Raw genomic sequence first — 17,759 nt, forward strand, 5'->3', positions numbered from 1 at the left:
GGGTGGTGGGGTTAAACTCCTTCACACCGTGGTGTGTCTGGTGGCGACGCCCCGCCTGGCTAAAACGTTCGGGGCGGCCGCGGGGGGCCGGCGGGCGGCGGGGTACGCGGCGGGCGCGCGCCACCGCCACGAAGGCGTTCAGATCACTGAGGTCCATCATTGTTCGCAATTCCGCACAGCCTGTGTGGATTGTACCTGATTATCACAGGATTGAGCAGGGCCTATCTCTGCCTCCTCAAAGGAGATCAATCATGTCCAACATTCAACAGGCCGGCACCTTCACCCTTGGCAGCCACACCGTAAAGCGGCTCGGCTATGGCGCCATGCAGCTCGCCGGACCCGGCGTGTTCGGGCCGCCGAAGGACCATGACGCGGCATTGGCCGTGCTACGCGACGCCGTGGCGCAAGGGGTCGATCATATCGATACCAGCGACTTCTACGGTCCGCACGTCACCAACCTTCTGATCCGTGAGGCGCTATCACCCTACCCTGACGATCTGGTCATCGTCACCAAGATCGGCGCCCGCCGCGGCACGGATGGATCGTGGTTACCGGCATTTTCTCCCGAAGCGTTGTCCCAGGCGGTGCATGACAATCTAAGCAATCTCGGGCTCGAAGTGCTGGATGTGGTCAATTTGCGCATCATGTTCGACCCCCACGGTCCCGCCGAAGGATCGATCGAAGCGCCGCTCACCGTGCTGGCCGAGCTTCAACAAAAGGGGCTTGTCAGGCATATCGGACTGAGCAACGTGACGGCTGCGCAGATCGCCGAAGGACGCGGGATTGCCGAGATCGTCTGCGTGCAGAACCAGTACAATCTGGCGCATCGCGACGACGATGCCTTGATCGATGATCTTGCCCGCGACGGTATCGCCTATGTGCCGTTCTTTCCGCTCGGCGGCTTCAACCCGCTGCAGTCTTCGACGCTGTCCGATGTGGCGAAGCGCCTCGGCGCCACCCCGATGCAGGTCGCGCTCGCCTGGCTGCTGCACCGCGCGCCCAATATCCTGCTGATCCCCGGTACATCGTCTGTCGGGCATCTCAGGGAGAACCTCGCTGCTGCCGAACTGATGCTTTCGGACGACGTGCTCAGGAAATTGGATGGCATAGCGATGGCTGCTTGAGGGCGGGCGACCCACTGGGGAGCAAGGCCTTCCTGTTAGGGCTCGGCAGTCACCCGGCGCCAGCGTTCCTAATTGATACTTGCCGTATTCGCCGGCTCAACCGGCCGCGCCTTGTCGGCATAGGGAACACGAAAACCGTTGACCGCCAGCCAGTCGATGGCTGCCTTCGGTTCGTCGGTCTGGATGATGGTGGCGCCGCGATCGGCCCAAAAACCCCAGCTTTCGCGCGGCAGGCTGGCCTGCACAGCCAGTTCGTCGCCGCGGCCGCCGGCCAGGAAGCCGCCCGGCTTGTTGACGATGGCGTAGGTATCGGCCCAGATGTGCCAATCGCCCCTCGCCGCGGCCGCGCGCATGCGCGTGCTGAACAGCGGTCCGCCGGTCTCGGTCAGCGTCTCGGCGCCCGCCCGCCAGTTGATCAACTCGATCGCGCGCGGTGAGAAGGCGTGGTCGACCGTCTCGGCGAAACCGGCATCGTGCACCGCGTCATCGGCGATGATCGGCATGAACTGGAAGCCGCCGCCGATGGCGCCCATGGCGGCCTTGACCGTTGAAATCCGGGTGGAGTTCCAGAGGTTCTCCTTGACGATGACCTGCTCGGCCATGCCGAGATCGCGAGCGACCGCGATCATGCCCGAGAGATCGCCGACGTCGAGCTTGTTGTCCAGGTTGATGAGGATCCTGTCTCGGGTCGCCATCAGCATCTCGCGCAACGTCGAAACCGTTTCATCGGTGACGACGCCGGTGCCCTCGACCACCAGCCGGCAGGTCTTCAGTTCGGCCAGCGTGCGCTTGACCACCTCGCCCTTGCAGGTCGTGGTGCGGTCGAGCCAGCTGTCATGCATGACGACGAACTCGCCGTCCTTCGAGCGCCTGATGTCGACCTCGACGATCTCCGCGCCCATGGCGATCGAGCCTTCCACGGCGGCAATCGAATTTTCCGCATAGAGCGTCTTGCCGGCCTGCATGCTGCCGGCGCGATGCGCGGCCACCATCACGTGGTCGCGCCACTGGTTGGCATGCTCGAAGCGGTCGAGTATCTGTCTGGCGCGGGTCTCGCCGGCCAAGGCCTGGCCAGCGGCGGCCGCAAGTGCCGCGGAAAACAAAAGGCTCAGCCAGAGGGTCCGCATCGAGAATCGCTCCTTGCCGGATCGAAACCCGGATAGGCGATGCCCGTGACATCTCGGTGAACGAAGCCGGCTAGCGGAATGCGTCAGATGCGTTTCGAGAGCCGGCGGAACCAAGCCATGGCCGGCATATCAATGAGGCGCCACGTGCACTCGCGCAGCACCATTCCGTCTCGCCAAGCTGTGACTGGCATCTTCCGTGCCGCTTCTGTAGTTGTTGCACCCCGATGAAAAACGAGGATCCGTAATGGCGAACAACAACATCGACAACGCCTTCACCGCCCGTTCCAAGACGGGCGCCGCGTTCGAGCCGACCTATTCCGGCGCGCTGTCGTTCATGCGGCGCAAATACACGAAGGACGTGAAGGGCGCGGACGCGGTGGTGTGGGGCATTCCTTTCGACGCCGCCGTCACCAACCGGCCCGGCGCCCGTTTCGGGCCGCAGGCGATTCGCCGCGCCTCTGCGATCCTCGACAACGACCCGCAATATCCGTTTTCACGCGATCTGTTCGAGCATCTGGCGGTCGTCGACTATGGCGATTGCCTGCTCGACTTCGGTAATCACCAGAAGACGCCCGGTACGATCGAACGCGAAGCGGCGAAGATCCTCAAATCAGGGTCCTTCCTGCTGACGCTCGGCGGCGACCATTTCGTCACCTGGCCGCTGCTCAAGGCGCATGCCGCCATCCATGGCCCGCTCGCCCTGGTGCAGTTCGACGCGCATCAGGACACCTGGCCGGACGACGGCAAGCGCATCGACCATGGTTCCTTCGTCGGCCGCGCCGTCAAGGAAGGCATCATCGATCCAGATCGCTCGATCCAGATCGGGATCCGCACTCATGCGCCCGACACGTTCGGCATCAAGATCCTCTATGGCCATGAAATCGAGGAGATGCGGGCGTCCGATATCGCCTACGCCATCGTCGACCGCACCGGCGGCAAGAAGACCTATCTCACCTTCGACATCGACTGCCTCGATCCGGCCTATGCGCCGGGAACCGGCACGCCGGTTGCCGGCGGGCCGTCGTCGGCGAAGATCCTGTCGACGCTGCGCCAGCTCACCCAGATCGATATTGTCGGCGCCGATGTCGTAGAGGTTGCGCCGGCCTATGATCACGCCGATATAACGGCGATCGCCGGCTCGATGGTGGCCATGCAATATCTCGGCCTGCTGGCGGAGCGGAAGGCCCGGCTTGAAGAGTTGAACAACAACGGCAGCCACAACGGTGCCGCGGTGAATCAAGGTCAGGGCATATAGTCTTGAAATATCAGGGAATTTGATCGATCCATGAAACCGAAAATCTTCATCGACGGCGAACACGGCACCACCGGTCTGCAGATCCGGGCGCTGCTTGCCGAGCGCGGCGACCTGGAGATCATCTCCATTCCGACCGAGCGCCGCAAGGAAACAGCCGCGCGCGCCGAGTTCCTCAATGCCGCCGATGTCGCGATCCTGTGCCTGCCCGACGATGCGGCGAAGGAAAGCGTCTCGCTGATTGCCAACGACACCACCAAGGTCATCGATGCGTCGACCGCGCATCGCGTGGCGGAAGGCTGGGCGTATGGTTTCGCCGAAATGGACAAGACGCAGGCGAAGACAATTGCCTCGGCAAAGCGCGTCGCCAACCCCGGCTGCTGGCCGCAGGGACCGATCGCCACGCTGCGGCCGCTGGTCACCGCCGGCCTGCTGCCGGCGGACTTCCCGATCACCGTCAACGGCATTTCGGGCTATTCGGGCGGCGGACGGCCGATGATCGAGGACTATGTCGCCAAGGGCGAGGACGCCTCGGAATTCCTGCCCTATGGCCTCACCTTGCAGCACAAGCACGTGCCGGAACTCAGGGCCTATGCCAGGCTGTCGCATGATCCGATCATGCAGCCGGCGGTCGGCAATTTCGCGCAAGGCATGATCACGGTCGTGCCATTGCAGCTCGGCGGCCTCGACCATGTGCCGACGGGTGCGGAGCTGCATGCGGCGATCGCCGACCATTTCGCCGCCATCAAGGGCGGCGTGGTCGAGGTGGCGCCCTATGCGCATTCGGAGCGCATGCCGGAAATCGATCCGGAGATCTACAACGGCACCAACCGGATGAAGGTCTACGTCTTCGCCAACGACAAACGGGCGCAAGTTCTGCTGCTGGCGGTCTATGACAATCTCGGCAAGGGTGCCTCGGGTGCCGCCGTCCAGAACATGGACCTGATGCTCGGCCTCTGATGGACGCGCCAGCCTTTCCGGCGCGCTGGAAGGTCAGCGCGCCCGAACTCATTGCCGAGACGGCCACGGCATGCTGCTCGTTTGAACATGTCGTCTTCTGAACGTCGAATTCCGCCTGCCGCAACGCCGCGGCGGACGGTGCGGATTGAATTCTGACTGGCCGATCGGCTCGGGATCAGCTCCTGAGCGCGATTTCGTGCCGCAAGGGATAGGCGCCCTTGGTGCCGCGCCAATGCGCGGCGGCAAAGCCCAACACGATGAGCGCAAACCCCTGATGGGTCAGCGCCATATGCAGCGGCACATGCATCAGCAGCGTGCCGATGCCGATCGAGGCCTGCACCAGCACCAGCAGAAACAGCAACGTCGCACGGCGGGCATGGGTTGAGCCTGGCAGCCTCCGGCGCGTGGCGATCACGTGCCACAGGGCCACGATGAACACCGTGTAGGCACCGAGCCGATGCACGAACTGCACCGTCTTCGGGCTTTCGAAGAAGTTGCGCCATGCCGGCTCGAGCAGCAAGAGATCGCCCGGGATGATCTTGCCGTCCATCAGCGGCCAGGTGTTGTAGCTCAGGCCAGCATCGAGCCCGGCGACCAGGCCGCCGAGATAAATCTGGATCAGCGCCAGAAACACGATGAAACCGGCCAGCCTCTGCGTCGACCGATCGGCGGCGGGTTCGGAATGCGGCGCCAGTCCGCGCGCCACGACCATGGTCGCGGTGAAGATCAGCGCGGCGAGTGTCAGATGGGTGGCCAGACGGTACTGGCTGACCGAGACCCGGTCGATCAGTCCCGAGGCCACCATCCACCAGCCGATGGCGCCCTGCAGGCCGATAAGCAGGAGGATGCCGGCGAGTTTCGGCCCCAGGCCACGCTCTATGCGGCGCGTTGTCCAGAAAAACAGCAGCGGCAAGGCAAAGACCAGGCCGACGCCGCGCGCCAGGATGCGGTGCGCCCACTCCCACCAGAAGATCGACTTGAACGCCTCGATGCTCATGCCCTTGTTGAGCTCGGCATATTGCGGGATCTGCTGGTAGAGCTGGAATTCCTCTTGCCACTCGGCGTCGTTGAGCGGCGGTATGACGCCATGGATCGGCTTCCATTGCGTAATCGACAGGCCGGAATCGGTCAGCCTGGTGGCGCCGCCGACCAGCACAAGCGCAACCAGCATCAGCACCACCACATAGAGCCAGCCGCGCAGCAGCGCCCGATTGTGGAGGTCGCGGTCGCGGGCCACAAATGGCGCGGCAGCTGGTATGGCAGCCATGGTCTTGTCCCGGCAGGTTGGTTTGGCGGATTGGTGGACCATCGCTCTCGTGCTGGCAAGGCCATGCGGCGCGGCACGCCGTCGCGCCGCGTCTCACCGGTTGCACAGCTTCGCGCCAAAGCCTATGCGAGGCCAACACTCAGAGGTTGCCCGGTCCCTTGTCCGAGTTGCCGGCATCCTCCACAGGAGACCAATCATGCCCCTGCGCCTGAAAAAGCTGATCGGAATGTTTCTGCTGATCGCGCTGGTCATCATCTATGCGCTGGTCGCATCGATCTTCGCGGTCGCCCAGCTCTCGGAGTCGGGCCCGTGGGTGCATTTTCTGTTCTTCCTGCTCAGCGGCCTGCTCTGGGTGCTGCCGGCGATGGGCATCATCAAATGGCTGATGCTGGAGCCGCGGGCCAAGCGCTAAGCGGAACCCGTCACCGTCAGATGGTAACGAGCATCTTCCCTGCATTGGCGAGCGGCGTCGTCACGCCCGACAGCATGGTACGGATGTGGGCAAGGCTCTGGTAGCGGCCATTGACTGAAATGCGCGGCAAGGCTTGCAGGAACCCGGCATGTTCGGCGCGCAGCACGCCGTGGCGCGTCGTCACGGCGGAGGTGTAGCCGGCGTCGCGGGCAAAGGCGACTTCCCGGCAACCCACAGCACTTGCATAGCCATAAGGGTAGGCGAAATGGCCGGGCTTTTCGCCCAGTTCGGCCTGCAACATGCCGCGCACGGCGCCGGTCTCGTGCCGGGCATCGGTTTCGGAGAGCCGCTTCAGATTGCTGTGACTGATCGTATGGGCGCCGATCGTCACCAGCGGATGCGCGGCGATGCTGCGGATTTCGTCCCAGTTCATCAATGTCCGCAAGCGCGGACCATCGGCGTCAACACCATTTGAGCTAGCCAGGTCGCGCAGCACCGCTTGCAGATCCTCCTCGCGGACTTCGGAGGTGAGATAGGCGTGCAGGCGTGCATTGGCTTGCAGTTTCTTCGCGGGTGTCGAGCAATCGATCGTCAGGGGACCGTTCAGCCCTGTCAGCGACAAGGTCTTCCGCGCGTTGACGATGTCCTCGACCACATCCCACCACAGGTCGGCGGTGCCGTTGATCAGCCCGGGCGCGACATAGATGGTGATCGGCGCGCCGTGCTTCTCCAGCACTGGCAGCGCCTCGGTCATGTTGTCGCGATAGGCGTCGTCGGCGGTGATGGTTGCGAACTGGCCACCCTTGCCGCCTGCCTTGATGCGCTCAACGGCTTCGTCCATGGAGACAAAGACATAGCCATGCGCCTTCATGTCGGCGATCATGGCATCGAGGAAACCGGGCGCGATGTTGAGATGCCGGTTGACGCTGTGCGGCTTTTCCGGCGTCGCGGTGACGCGGTGCAGCATCAGGATGGCGCCAATGCCGCCGATGAACGGCTTGGCCAGCGGTGCAAGACCGGTATAGCGGGCGACGTTCAGCGCCAGTTTCCGGATTGCCTCCCCGCCGTCGATCATTCATTCACCTTTTGCGCCTAGGCTGATCCAAGCACGGAATGCGCCTGCGCGAACCCCAAATCGCGATCAATACGCCCTAAGGATTGAGGTATGGTTGACGCTTCAGCGTCATTTGACGGCAATCGGCTTGCGGCGACCGAGGCGTCGTCGCGCGCCTTGCCACGGGAACATGCCGGCCTGTCGATTTCAGTGGTGTCCACGGACGGGCTCGCAGCCTATGCCGAGTTCTGCCGCTCGGCCCTGTTCGCACCGGCGCAGAGTGCTGCCTGGGTCTTGAACTGGGCCGCCGAGGCCGGACCGGATCTGCTCGTCACCACGCTGAGCGCCGAAGGCAGGCCGGTTTTTTCGCTGGCGCTGGAAGTCACCGCCAGCGGTCCATTCCGCGTCGCCCGCTTCATGGGAGGCCGCCACGCCAATGGCAACTTCGTCGCCGGCGATGCGGACTGGCTGGCCAGGGCGGATATCCCGGCCGTCCGATCGATGCTGGCGGCCATCGCCAGGGCACGTCCGGACATCGATCTCGTCGCACTGGAACGATTGCTGCCCGATCTCGACGGCGTCGCCAATCCCCTCGCCTCGCTTGACCATTTTGCCAGCCCCAATCTGTCGCTGGCCGTCGACCTTGCCGGCGGCTTCGATGCGCTGCTTTCTCGCGCCAGCGGCAAACGCAAGCGCAAGAAGCACCGTTCTCAGATCCGCAAGTTCGAGGCCGTCGGCAGCCATCGGCGCATCGAGGCGCGCACGGCGGACGAGGTGACCAGGCTGCTCGACGCCTTTTTCGAGATGAAGGAATTCCGCTTCCGCAAGATGGGCATCACCAACGTCTTCGGCGGCGAGCAGGTGCGCGGCTTCTTCCGCGCGCTGTTCGTGCAAGCGCTTGCCGAGGACAAACCTTCCTTCGTGCTGCACGGGCTCGAGGTTGCCGGCAAGCTGCGCGCCATCACTGGATCGAGCCGGTCGGGCAAGCGCCTGATCTGCGAGTTCGGCGCGATCGCCGAGGACGATCTCGGTCACGCCAGCCCCGGCGATTTCCTGTTCTTCGACAACATCCAGGAAGCCTGCGAGAGCGGTTTCGAGGTCTATGATTTCTCCGTCGGCGACGAGCCATACAAGCGGCTGTGGTGCGATATCGAAACCCAGCATTTCGAGGTGCTGATCCCCTTGACTATGAAGGGCCGCGTGCTGTCGCTGACGCTCAGGCAGGGCGCGCGGCTGAAAGCCTTCATCAAGAACAGCCCGACGATCTGGAAGCTGACCAAGATGCTGCGCCGCAAGGCGGTGGGACAAGCAGTGCCCGCCGAGGACGAAAGCTAGCTCTCAGAAATTGAGGGCTTCCCGCAGCGCCGGGCCGGCCCTGACGCGCAAATCCAGATCGGCCTCGATATGATCGATGTGGTGCAGCATCAGCCGGCTCGCCCGCCCGCAATCGCCGCTCTCCAGCGCGCCGACAATTTCCGTGTGTTCGCTGTGCCCACAGGCCGATATGCCAGACCGCCCGTAAAGCGCGATGACCAATGACGAGCGCGCCACCAGTTCCTCCATGAAGCGCTGCAGGATGGCATTGCCGGCGACGGCGGCGAGCAGCAAGTGGAAATCGCCCGACGCCTTGATTTCGGACCGCCGCGCATTGGGCCCACGCTCGGCGATGAAGCGGCCCTCCTCGTCGAGTTGCGCCTTGAATGCGGCAATGTCGGTAGCGGTGACACGGCCGCAGGCGGCGATGGCAATGCCCGGTTCGATCAGCCGGCGCGAGGCGAACAGCTGGCGCGCCTCCTCCGGCGATGGGTTGGCGACGAAGGCGCCACGATTGCGCTCGGTGCGCACCAGCCCTTCGAAGGACAGCATCTGCAGCGCCGCGCGTGCCACGGTACGGGAGACGTCGAACAGTGTGCCGACCTCACCTTCCGACAGCTTGGTGCCCGGCGCCAGCCGGCGGTCGACGATGGCGTCGCGCAACTGGTCGCGGATCGCCCGGGCACGATCCTGCGTGGCGCTGTCGGTGGCGGAATAGATCTGGTCGGCGATGTTCATGGCGGGAATTCTTTCCGTCCCCTTCTAACGCGACTCTTGACGCCTGCACGAGAGGCAAAGTGGACACGAAGGCAAAAAAGATTGCATACGATTTGGGTAGAGATCGCCGACAATCGCCCATAATTTGTGCAATGCACAAACAGCCCGCCTGATAGGCGCCGTCCAAAAATCCTGATTTTCCCGACGATTCAAGTGCTTGGCCAGTCATCTCGCGATTGGCACGCATGATGCTTTGGTTAATGCGACCAAATGGGGAAGCCTGATGTCCAAAGCCGCCGAAATCGACATTGTGTCCGTTTCGAAAGTCTATGGAACGACGACCGCCGTCGAGGGCATCAGCCTCAAGATCCCGGCCGGCACCTACTGCTGCCTGCTTGGCCCTTCCGGCTGCGGCAAAACCTCGACGCTGCGCATGATCGCCGGTCATGAGAGCATTTCCAGCGGCGATGTCCGCCTCGGCAATGTGGTGGTGACGGACTTGCCGCCGGCCAAGCGCGGCACGGCGATGATGTTCCAGTCCTATGCGCTGTTCCCGCATCTCGACCTGATCGACAATGTCGCCTTCAGCCTGAAGATGAAGGGCGTCGACAAGGAAAAGCGTCGTGCCAAGGCGCTCGACATGCTGAAGCTGATGCAGATGGAGGCCTATGCGACGCGCCGGCCCGCGCAGCTTTCCGGCGGCCAACAGCAGCGCGTAGCACTCGCTCGCGCATTGATCACCGATCCCGAGGCGCTGTTGCTCGACGAGCCGCTTTCCGCGCTCGACCCGTTCCTGAAGATCCGCATGCGGGCCGAGCTGAAGAAGCTGCAGGCGTCACTCGGCATCACCTTCGTCCACGTCACCCACAGCCAGGAGGAGGCGATGGCGCTCGCCGACCTGATCGTGGTGATGAATGACGGCCGCATCGAACAGGCAGCGGCGCCGCGCGACGTGTTCGAGCGGCCGGCCACCGCCTTCGTCGCGCGCTTCATGGGCGACCACAATGTCATCTCCGGCCGGGTCACCGGTGAACGCGACGCCATGGTCGCCTTCGACGTGAATGGCGGCGGCTCGCTTGCCGCCAGTGGCCGGCCACAGGACGTGGGAGCGCCGATCGACATCGCCATCCGCACCGACCATGTGCGCATCGGCGAGGCGCCCTCGCCCGGCCTCGGCTTCACCGGCATCGTCTCCAACATCGAATATCGCGGCGCCACGGTGAAGCTGTCGGTCACCGGCGCCGGCATCGACGATTTCACCGTCATCATCGACGATTCCGACTTCTTCGCCAAACCCGTCGCCATTGGCGACGCCGTACCGGTCGCCTGGGATTCCGAGGATGCCATCGTCCTCGGTCGCCTGCATTCATGACGTCAACCAAGCAAAACAAGATAGGGGAATAGGATGACAAACACTACGCAAACCAAGGCGGGTATTTCGCGCCGCTCGCTGCTGAAGACGGGTGCCGCTGCCGTCGGCCTTGCCGCCGGCTCTGGTGCCATATCAGGCTTTCCGACCATCTGGGCGCAATCCAACATCACGCTGCGCCAGTTCGGCACCGGCGTGTCGAACCTCAATGCCATCGCCGACAAGTGCAAGGCCGACCTCGGCATCACGCTCGAGATGACGGCGACAGATTCCGACGCCGCCGCCCAGCGCGCCGTGACCCAGCCCGACAGCTACGACATCGCCGACATCGAATACTGGATCTGCAAGAAGGTGTTCCCGAGCGGCGTGCTGCAGCCGATGGATGTCAGCAAACTGAAGTACTATGACGAACTGGTGCCGCTGTTCAAAACCGGCAAACTGACGCCCGACAGCGTCATCGCGCAGGGCACGGCGCCGCACACAGTCGGTTATGTCGACGCGCAGGACTCAAAGACCTTCGCCAAGGCACCGACCAACTGGTTCACCATGGTGCCCACTATCTACAACGCCGACACGCTGGGCATCCGCCCCGACCTTGTCGGCCGCGACATCACCACCTGGGCCGACATCATGGACCCGGCCTTCAAGGGCAAGACCGCGATTCTCAACATCCCCTCCATCGGCATCATGGACGCGGCGATGATCATGGAAGCCACGGGCAACATCAAATATGCCGACAAGGGCAACATGACCAAGGAGGAGATCGACAAGACGATCGACTTCCTGATCAAGGCCAAGCAGGCCGGCCAGTTCCGCGCCTTCTGGAAGTCCTTCGACGAGAGCGTCAATTTGATGGCGTCGGGCGAAGTCGTCATCCAGTCGATGTGGTCACCGGCCGTCGCCGCCGTGCGCTCCAAGGGCATCGCCTGCCGCTTCCAGCCGCTCAAGGAAGGCTACCGCTCATGGGGTGGCGGCCTCGGTCTTGCCGCCCATCTCAAGGGCGCCGAGCTCGACGCTGCCTACGAATACATCAACTGGTACACGTCGGGCTGGGTCGGCGGCTATCTCAACCGCCAAGGCTATTACTCGGCCAACATGGTCTCGGCCAAGAAGTTCATGACCGAGGACGAGTGGGGCTACTGGATCGAAGGCAAGCCGGCCAAGGGCGACATCAAGGCACCGGACGGCACGGTCATGGAGAAGGCCGGCGCGGTGCGCGACGGCGGCTCGTTCGAGGAGCGCATGGGCAAGGTCGCCTGCTGGAACTCGGTCATGGACGAGGACCGCTATATGGTGAAGCGCTGGAACGAGTTCATCGCGGCGTAAGGAACAAACAAGCGCCCCTTCTCTACCCCTTCTCCCCTTGCGGGAGAAGGGAACGCGGCTCAGCCGCATCGCGAAAAATCGAGAGCATTAATGACAGTCGCGATCGAACGCCCCGCAATCGCCGCCGCGAAACAAGTCCGACAACGACGCTTCTCCGTCAGCGCCGTCACGCCCTACCTCCAGTCGGCGCCTCTGGCGCTGATCCTTGGTGCGTTCCTGCTCCTGCCCATCATCATGATCGTCGTCGTGTCCTTCTGGGATTACGACTTCGCCGCCATGTATCCGGATTTCCTGACCACAAACTATTCCGATGTTCTGGGCTCGTGGGTTACCTGGAAGACCTATCTCAACACCATCAAATTCGCCGCCATCGTCTGGGCGCTGACCTTGTTCATCGGCTTCTGGGTCGCCTATTTCCTGGCCTTCCACATCCGCACCACGGCCATGCAGATGGTGCTGTTCCTGGTCTGCACCGTGCCTTTCCTGACCTCCAACATCATCCGCATGATCTCGTGGATTCCCGTGCTCGGCCGCAACGGGCTGATCAACTCGACGTTGGTGCATCTGGGGCTGGTGCCGAAACCGATCGAATGGCTGCTCTATTCGGAATTCGCGGTCGTGCTCGCCATGGTCCATCTCTACACGCTGTTCATGGTGACGCCGATCTTCAACACGCTGATGCGCATCGACCGCTCGCTGGTCGAGGCCGCGCGCGACGCGGGCGCCTCCGGCTGGCAGGTGCTGTGGAACGTCATCATTCCGCTGGCCAAGCCGGGCATGGCCATCGGCACCATCTTCGTCGTCACGCTAGTCATGGCCGACTTCTCCACCGTGCAGGTGATGTCGGGCGGCCAGAGCGCTTCCGTCGCGCTGATGATGAAGAACCAGATGTCGCTGCTGCAATATCCGGCCGCCGCGGCCAATGCGGTGGTGTTGCTCGTGCTGGTGCTTTTGATGGTCGCCGGCATCCTGCGCGTCGTCGACATCCGCAAGGAGCTCTGACGTGAGCCACGAAAAACGCACTGTCGGTTTCTACGTGCTGGCTGTCTTCTTCACGCTGTTCGTGCTGTTCCTCTACGGCCCGCTGTCGGCGATCCTGATCCTGTCCTTCCAGGGCGAGACCGGTGGCCTCACCTTCCCGCTCAACGGCGTGTCGCTGCACTGGTTCGCCAATCTGTTCGAGCGCCAGGCAGTCGGCGACTTCGGCGGCAGCTTCAAGCGCTCGCTGGTGCTGGGCGTCATGGTGATGATCGTCACCGTCGTGGTGTCACTGCTGGCGGGCCTCGCCTTCCGCCAGAAATTTCGCGGCGCCACAGCGCTGTTCTACCTGGCTGTCGCCAGCCTCGTCGTGCCCTCGATCATCATTTCACTGGGCATCGGCGTGGTCTTCCAGCAGATCGGCTTTCGTCCGGCCTGGTACACGTCCGCCTTCGGCGCGCATCTGACCTGGACCTTGCCGTTCGGCGTACTGATCATGTTCGCCGTCTTCAACCGCTTCTCGCCGGCCTATGAGGAGGCCGCACGCGACCTCGGCGCCACCTCCTGGCAGACCTTCGCCCATGTCGTGCTGCCGATGATCGCGCCGAGCCTGATCGGCGTTGGCCTGTTCGGCTTCACGCTGTCCTACGACGAGTTCGCGCGTACGCTGATGACCTCAGGCACCTTCAACACGCTGCCGCTCGAGATCTACGGCATGACCACCAATGTCACGACGCCTGTCCTCTACGCGCTGGGCACGGTGACCACGGTGTTTTCGTTCCTGGTGATCCTGGCAACGTTGGGCGCCATCCTCTATGTCGGCCGCCGCCGGGCGAGCGCGTAACCGTGCAGATACTGGTGGTAAACCCAAACACGACGGCGAGCATGACCGAGACCATCGCGGCCGCCGCACGCGCCGTCGCCGGCGCCTGGACGGAAGTGGTTGCCGTCACCTCGTCCATGGGGCCGGTATCGATCGAAGGCTATTATGACGAGGCGCTGGCCGTGCCGGGCCTGCTGATGGAGATCGCCGCCGGCGAGCGTGCCGGCGCGCAGGCGGCCATCATCGCCTGTTTCGACGACACCGGCCTTGATGCGGCACGCGCCATGGCCGGTATCCCCGTTATCGGCATCTGCGAGGCGGCGCTTTCCATCGCTGCTTTCATTGCCCAGCGCTTCACCGTGGTGACAACCACCGAACGCTCGCTTATACCTGTCGAGGGGCTGGTGCAGCGCTACGGCATGGCGGGACGCGTCCGCGTGCGCGCCGCGGACATCCCCGTGCTTGCGCTGGAGGACCCGGCATCCGGCGCGGTCGGAAAACTGCGCGACGAAATCGCCCGAGCGATCGGAGAGGATCGCGCCGAGGCCATTGTGCTCGGCTGCGCCGGTATGGCCGACCTTGCACACCGGCTGCAAGCGGAGTTCCAACTGCCGGTTATCGACGGTGTCGGTGCGGCACTCAAGCAGGCCGAGGCGCTGATCTCGCTCGGCCTGTCGACATCGAAGCGCGGCGCCTATGCAAGCCCGCTGGCCAAGCCCTATCGTGGTGTGCTGAAATCCTTCTCACCCGGAATAGCCGCCGCGGAGTGAGTGCCATGAAGCCGACCATCCGGACGCTGTCGCTGCAGGAGCAGGCTGTTCTCGTCGACTGGGCGGCCGCGGAAGGCTGGAATCCTGGCCTTGAAGACGCGGCGATGTTCCAGGCCGCGGACCCTGAAGGCTTCATCGGCGCCTTTGTAGGCAACGAAATGGTCGCGGCAATCTCGGCGGTAGCCTATGGAAGCGAGTTCGGTTTCATCGGCCTCTACATCTGCCGGCCGGACATGCGCGGCAAAGGCTACGCAAAGGCGGTGTGGAACGCCGGAATGACGAGACTTGCCGGCCGCACAATCGGCCTCGACGGCGTCGCCGAGCAGCAGGCGAATTACCGGCGCAAGGGCTTCAGCCCGGCCTACGAGACCATCCGCTATAGCGGCCGCAAGGCAGGCCCATCGGGCAGAGCCAACGGACTGAGGACGGTGAAGACTGAGCTCGTGCCCGACATCATCGCCTATGACGCGCATTGCTTTCCCGCGCCCCGACGTGCCTTTCTGCAGCGCTGGCTGCGGCCGCCACATCACGGGCTGGCGGCGATCAGTTCACGCGGCATCAACGGCTATGGCGTGGCGCGCCGGTGTCGATCCGGCTTCAAGATCGGCCCGCTGTTTGCCGACGACATGGAAATCGCTCTGCGATTGCTGGACGGACTGGCTGGTGCCTGCGAGGGCGGCGACCTGAGCGTCGACGTTCCAGCCACCAAACTGGACTTCATTGCAGCGCTTGATGCGGCCGGCTTTGCGCCGACCTTCACCACCACCCGCATGTACAAGGGCCCAGCCCCGAAGCTTGGGCCGCAGCGGTTGTTCGGCGTAACGACCCTGGAACTGGGATAGAAATCAGACGGGCCTCTGAACAGGTCTCCGCCAAACGATCCAAGGCTCGCTCAGGCGGCGGCGGTGCGCCGTCCCGGCACCGGATTGCCGGGCGGTTCGTGGCCGAGCGGCGTCACCAGCGTCACGTCGGGATAGCCGCTTTCGATCAGCCTGACCGCGGCCTTTGTTACTTCGTCGTCCGGCTCCAGCATGGAGAGAAAGACCTCGGTGGCATCGCCGGTCAGACGGCTGATGCCCTGCGCGTCGGCTGGTCCGCACTCGACCACGACCAGATCATAGGCGGTTGTCAGCGACTGCATGATGATCGGCAGCCGGTCGGCGGCTCGCATGGCGCGGACCGGATCGGCGGTGCCGACGGGAATGACGTGACAGTCCGAGTAGAGATCGGCGTGGATGACGTCGCTGAACTGCGCTTCCGAAGCGAGCAGGTTGGTGATTCCGGGGAAAAGCCCACTGTCCAGCATCGGCCGTGAGGCCGCCCCCGACGCGGTGAGATCCAGCAACAGGACGCGCAGGCCGGCGTCCGCGACTTCGCGGGCCACCAGAATCGCGGATGCGGCGGCCTCGTCGCCCTCCGGCGAGACGAAGATGGCGCGCGCGGCACCGCTGGCGATCAGCTTTTCGGCAGCCTTCTCGACGTCGATCTCACCCAGCGTCGAACGCACCGGTTCGGGCTCGACAGCCGTCTGCTCGGCTGCCGCTGCCTCGGCCATTGCGACCATATCAGGCGCTTCGGCCCTATAGGGCATCGCGGCCGTGTAGGGCTTGGCCTCTGCTGCAGCCGGACGTTCCGCCATCTCCTGGCGAGCGACGGGATCCTGGCGGACTGAAGGCTCATGGCGGACAACCGGCATTGCGACCCTATCAGGCGCCTGCGCCACATGGGGCATCGCGACCTCATCGATCCGCTCGAAGCGGGAACCGGTCGCCGGACGCATCGCACGGCCGGAAAACAGCTCCCGCAGAAGCGTCACAATGACCATGATCAGCAGCGATGCGGCGAAAGCGGCGCCAACGATCGGCCCGACCTTCGGGAAATAGGCCTCGGAGGGAACCGAAGCCTTCGAGGCGATCCGCGCGTCGACCGGCAGATAATTGCGATCCTGGCGCGAAGCCGCTTCGCGGTAGTTGGTCAGATACAACTCGAGTTGCTGCCGTTTGGCGGTGGCATCGCGCTGCAGCGCATCGAGATCGACCTGCTGTTCCCCGGCCTGCGCCGACGCGGCCTTCAATGTGTTGACGTCGGCGACAAGCTGATTCTCGCGGGCCTTTGCCGTCTCGGCCTGCATCAACAGGCCCTTCATGACCTTTTGCGCCTCGCCGCGGATCTGCGCATCGAGATCGGCCAGTTGCGATTTCAGCGCGCGGATGCGTGGATGATTGCCAAGCAATGTCGTCGACAGATCGGCGATGTTGGTGCGCAGTTCGACCTGGCGCTCGCGCAGGCGCTGGATCAGGTCCGATGACAAAACCTCCGGCACGGCGTCCAGCGAACCGCCATTCTGCAGCGCCCTGCGCACACCGTCAGCGGTCGCTTCGGCCGCGGCGCGGTTGGCGCGCACTTTCGACAGTTCGCTCGACAGTTCCGAGAGCTGCTGGGTGGCCAGCACCGAATTGTTACCACCCATCAGAAGATCGGATTGTGAGCGGTAGGCAGCGACCTTGGCCTCGGCATCCTTGACCTGCTTCGACAGGTCGGCGATCTCCGGCGCCAGAAAATCGGCGGCGGCATTGTTCGATTCGAGCTTGGCGGCCCCTTGCCCCGCTATATAGGCGGCGGCAATGGCGTCTGGTATGGCGGCCGCGAGCCTTGGATCTTCCGATGAGAACTCAATGGCGATGATGCGGGTCTTCTCGACGCCATAGACGTTGAGCTTCTCGTGCATTTTCTTGAGGACCCGCTCTTCCGCCGGAATCTCCATCGGATCGCTTTTCAAGCCGACGAGGACCAAAGCGCGGCTCAACGGCGACATATAGAGCGCGTCGTCGAACTCGGGCAATTTTGCCAGGCCAAGCTTTTGCGCGACCTGCTTGAGGATTTCGTTGGAGGAAATTATCTGGACCTGGGTGGCGACGCCCTGTTCGTCGAGAATAGGCTTGTCGGTATCATTGTTGTTGCTGGCCGGCCGCGTATACACGGATTCACGCGGAGCGATTTCCACCTGCGTCTCGGCCTTGTAGTGCCGGGTTGCCAGCGAGGCAAAGGCGAAAGCCGCGCCGGTCACCAACAGCGCGACGACGAGAATGCGCAGCCAACTCCTCGCCAGGCTGCCGAAGAGCTGGCTGAGATCGACGTCGACATCTGCGGCCGCGGACTGAACGGACATGCATCCCTACTCCGATACTGGGTCAGCACGCACCGTAAACAACTATGGTAACTCAGCCGTTAAGATCGCGGTAAGTTTCCATTAGGGTTTACTGGCG

General features: G+C 63.6%; 16 protein-coding genes. 11 read left to right on the forward strand and 5 right to left on the reverse strand.

The features are described 5' to 3' along the window. The first annotated feature begins 251 nt into the window (after positions 1–251). Positions 252–1,124: an aldo/keto reductase family oxidoreductase gene (locus NKH03_RS21420; RefSeq protein WP_352970367.1), complete on the forward strand. Its 873-nt coding sequence runs from the start codon at positions 252–254 to the stop codon at positions 1,122–1,124. A gap of 68 nt (positions 1,125–1,192) precedes the next feature. Here the strand turns inward: NKH03_RS21420 and NKH03_RS21425 are convergent, their stop codons facing one another. Beyond that, positions 1,193–2,251 (reverse strand): glycerophosphodiester phosphodiesterase family protein, encoded by a 1,059-nt coding sequence (locus tag NKH03_RS21425; protein WP_352970369.1) that lies wholly within the window; start codon positions 2,249–2,251, stop codon positions 1,193–1,195. A gap of 244 nt (positions 2,252–2,495) precedes the next feature. Here NKH03_RS21425 and speB point away from each other — a divergent pair, with 244 nt between their 5' ends. Together speB and argC are read left to right on the forward strand one after the other, a co-directional pair. Then, positions 2,496–3,506, forward strand: a complete 1,011-nt coding sequence (gene speB / locus NKH03_RS21430; RefSeq protein ID WP_352870565.1) for an agmatinase — start codon at positions 2,496–2,498, stop codon at positions 3,504–3,506. 30 nt (positions 3,507–3,536) lie between these two features. Then, the gene (argC, locus tag NKH03_RS21435; protein ID WP_352970371.1) at positions 3,537–4,463 is read left to right on the forward strand and encodes an N-acetyl-gamma-glutamyl-phosphate reductase; all 927 of its coding nucleotides are present in this window, start codon (positions 3,537–3,539) and stop codon (positions 4,461–4,463) included. Positions 4,464–4,638: 175 nt separating this feature from the next. Here argC and NKH03_RS21440 read toward each other — a convergent pair whose 3' ends face one another. Further along, positions 4,639–5,730, reverse strand: a complete 1,092-nt coding sequence (locus NKH03_RS21440; RefSeq protein ID WP_352970373.1) for a COX15/CtaA family protein — start codon at positions 5,728–5,730, stop codon at positions 4,639–4,641. Positions 5,731–5,926: 196 nt separating this feature from the next. On the opposite strand from NKH03_RS21440, the gene NKH03_RS21445 reads away from it, so the two are divergent. Further along, entirely contained in the window at positions 5,927–6,142 is a 216-nt protein-coding gene (locus NKH03_RS21445; RefSeq protein WP_023759866.1) for a DUF2842 domain-containing protein, read from the forward strand. A 16-nt stretch (positions 6,143–6,158) separates the two neighbouring features. Here NKH03_RS21445 and NKH03_RS21450 read toward each other — a convergent pair whose 3' ends face one another. Continuing rightward, entirely contained in the window at positions 6,159–7,217 is a 1,059-nt protein-coding gene (locus tag NKH03_RS21450) for a polysaccharide deacetylase family protein (RefSeq protein WP_352970374.1), read from the reverse strand. 90 nt (positions 7,218–7,307) lie between these two features. On the opposite strand from NKH03_RS21450, the gene NKH03_RS21455 reads away from it, so the two are divergent. After that, a complete protein-coding gene (locus NKH03_RS21455) occupies positions 7,308–8,531 on the forward strand; it encodes a GNAT family N-acetyltransferase (RefSeq protein ID WP_352970376.1) in 1,224 nt (407 codons plus the stop codon). 3 nt (positions 8,532–8,534) lie between these two features. Here NKH03_RS21455 and NKH03_RS21460 read toward each other — a convergent pair whose 3' ends face one another. Then, entirely contained in the window at positions 8,535–9,248 is a 714-nt protein-coding gene (locus NKH03_RS21460) for a GntR family transcriptional regulator (protein ID WP_352970378.1), read from the reverse strand. Between the two features lie 262 nt (positions 9,249–9,510). Here NKH03_RS21460 and NKH03_RS21465 point away from each other — a divergent pair, with 262 nt between their 5' ends. The 6 genes from NKH03_RS21465 to NKH03_RS21490 all read left to right on the forward strand — a co-directional run bounded on the left by NKH03_RS21465 (position 9,511) and on the right by NKH03_RS21490 (position 15,335). Further along, the gene (locus NKH03_RS21465; protein WP_352970380.1) at positions 9,511–10,599 is read left to right on the forward strand and encodes an ABC transporter ATP-binding protein; all 1,089 of its coding nucleotides are present in this window, start codon (positions 9,511–9,513) and stop codon (positions 10,597–10,599) included. 33 nt (positions 10,600–10,632) lie between these two features. Beyond that, positions 10,633–11,922: an ABC transporter substrate-binding protein gene (locus NKH03_RS21470; protein ID WP_352970381.1), complete on the forward strand. Its 1,290-nt coding sequence runs from the start codon at positions 10,633–10,635 to the stop codon at positions 11,920–11,922. 90 nt (positions 11,923–12,012) lie between these two features. Continuing rightward, a complete protein-coding gene (locus NKH03_RS21475; protein WP_352881790.1) occupies positions 12,013–12,924 on the forward strand; it encodes an ABC transporter permease in 912 nt (303 codons plus the stop codon). A gap of 1 nt (position 12,925) precedes the next feature. Beyond that, entirely contained in the window at positions 12,926–13,744 is an 819-nt protein-coding gene (locus NKH03_RS21480) for an ABC transporter permease (protein ID WP_352870555.1), read from the forward strand. 2 nt (positions 13,745–13,746) lie between these two features. Continuing rightward, entirely contained in the window at positions 13,747–14,493 is a 747-nt protein-coding gene (locus NKH03_RS21485) for an aspartate/glutamate racemase family protein (RefSeq protein ID WP_352970382.1), read from the forward strand. 5 nt (positions 14,494–14,498) lie between these two features. Further along, positions 14,499–15,335 (forward strand): GNAT family N-acetyltransferase, encoded by an 837-nt coding sequence (locus NKH03_RS21490; protein ID WP_352970384.1) that lies wholly within the window; start codon positions 14,499–14,501, stop codon positions 15,333–15,335. A gap of 50 nt (positions 15,336–15,385) precedes the next feature. On the opposite strand, the gene NKH03_RS21495 is transcribed toward NKH03_RS21490, so the two are convergent. After that, the gene (locus NKH03_RS21495; protein ID WP_352970385.1) at positions 15,386–17,662 is read right to left on the reverse strand and encodes a GumC family protein; all 2,277 of its coding nucleotides are present in this window, start codon (positions 17,660–17,662) and stop codon (positions 15,386–15,388) included. Positions 17,663–17,759 lie beyond the last annotated feature (97 nt).

The organism is Mesorhizobium sp. M1406, from assembly GCF_040317555.1.
GTDB lineage: Bacteria > Pseudomonadota > Alphaproteobacteria > Rhizobiales > Rhizobiaceae > Mesorhizobium.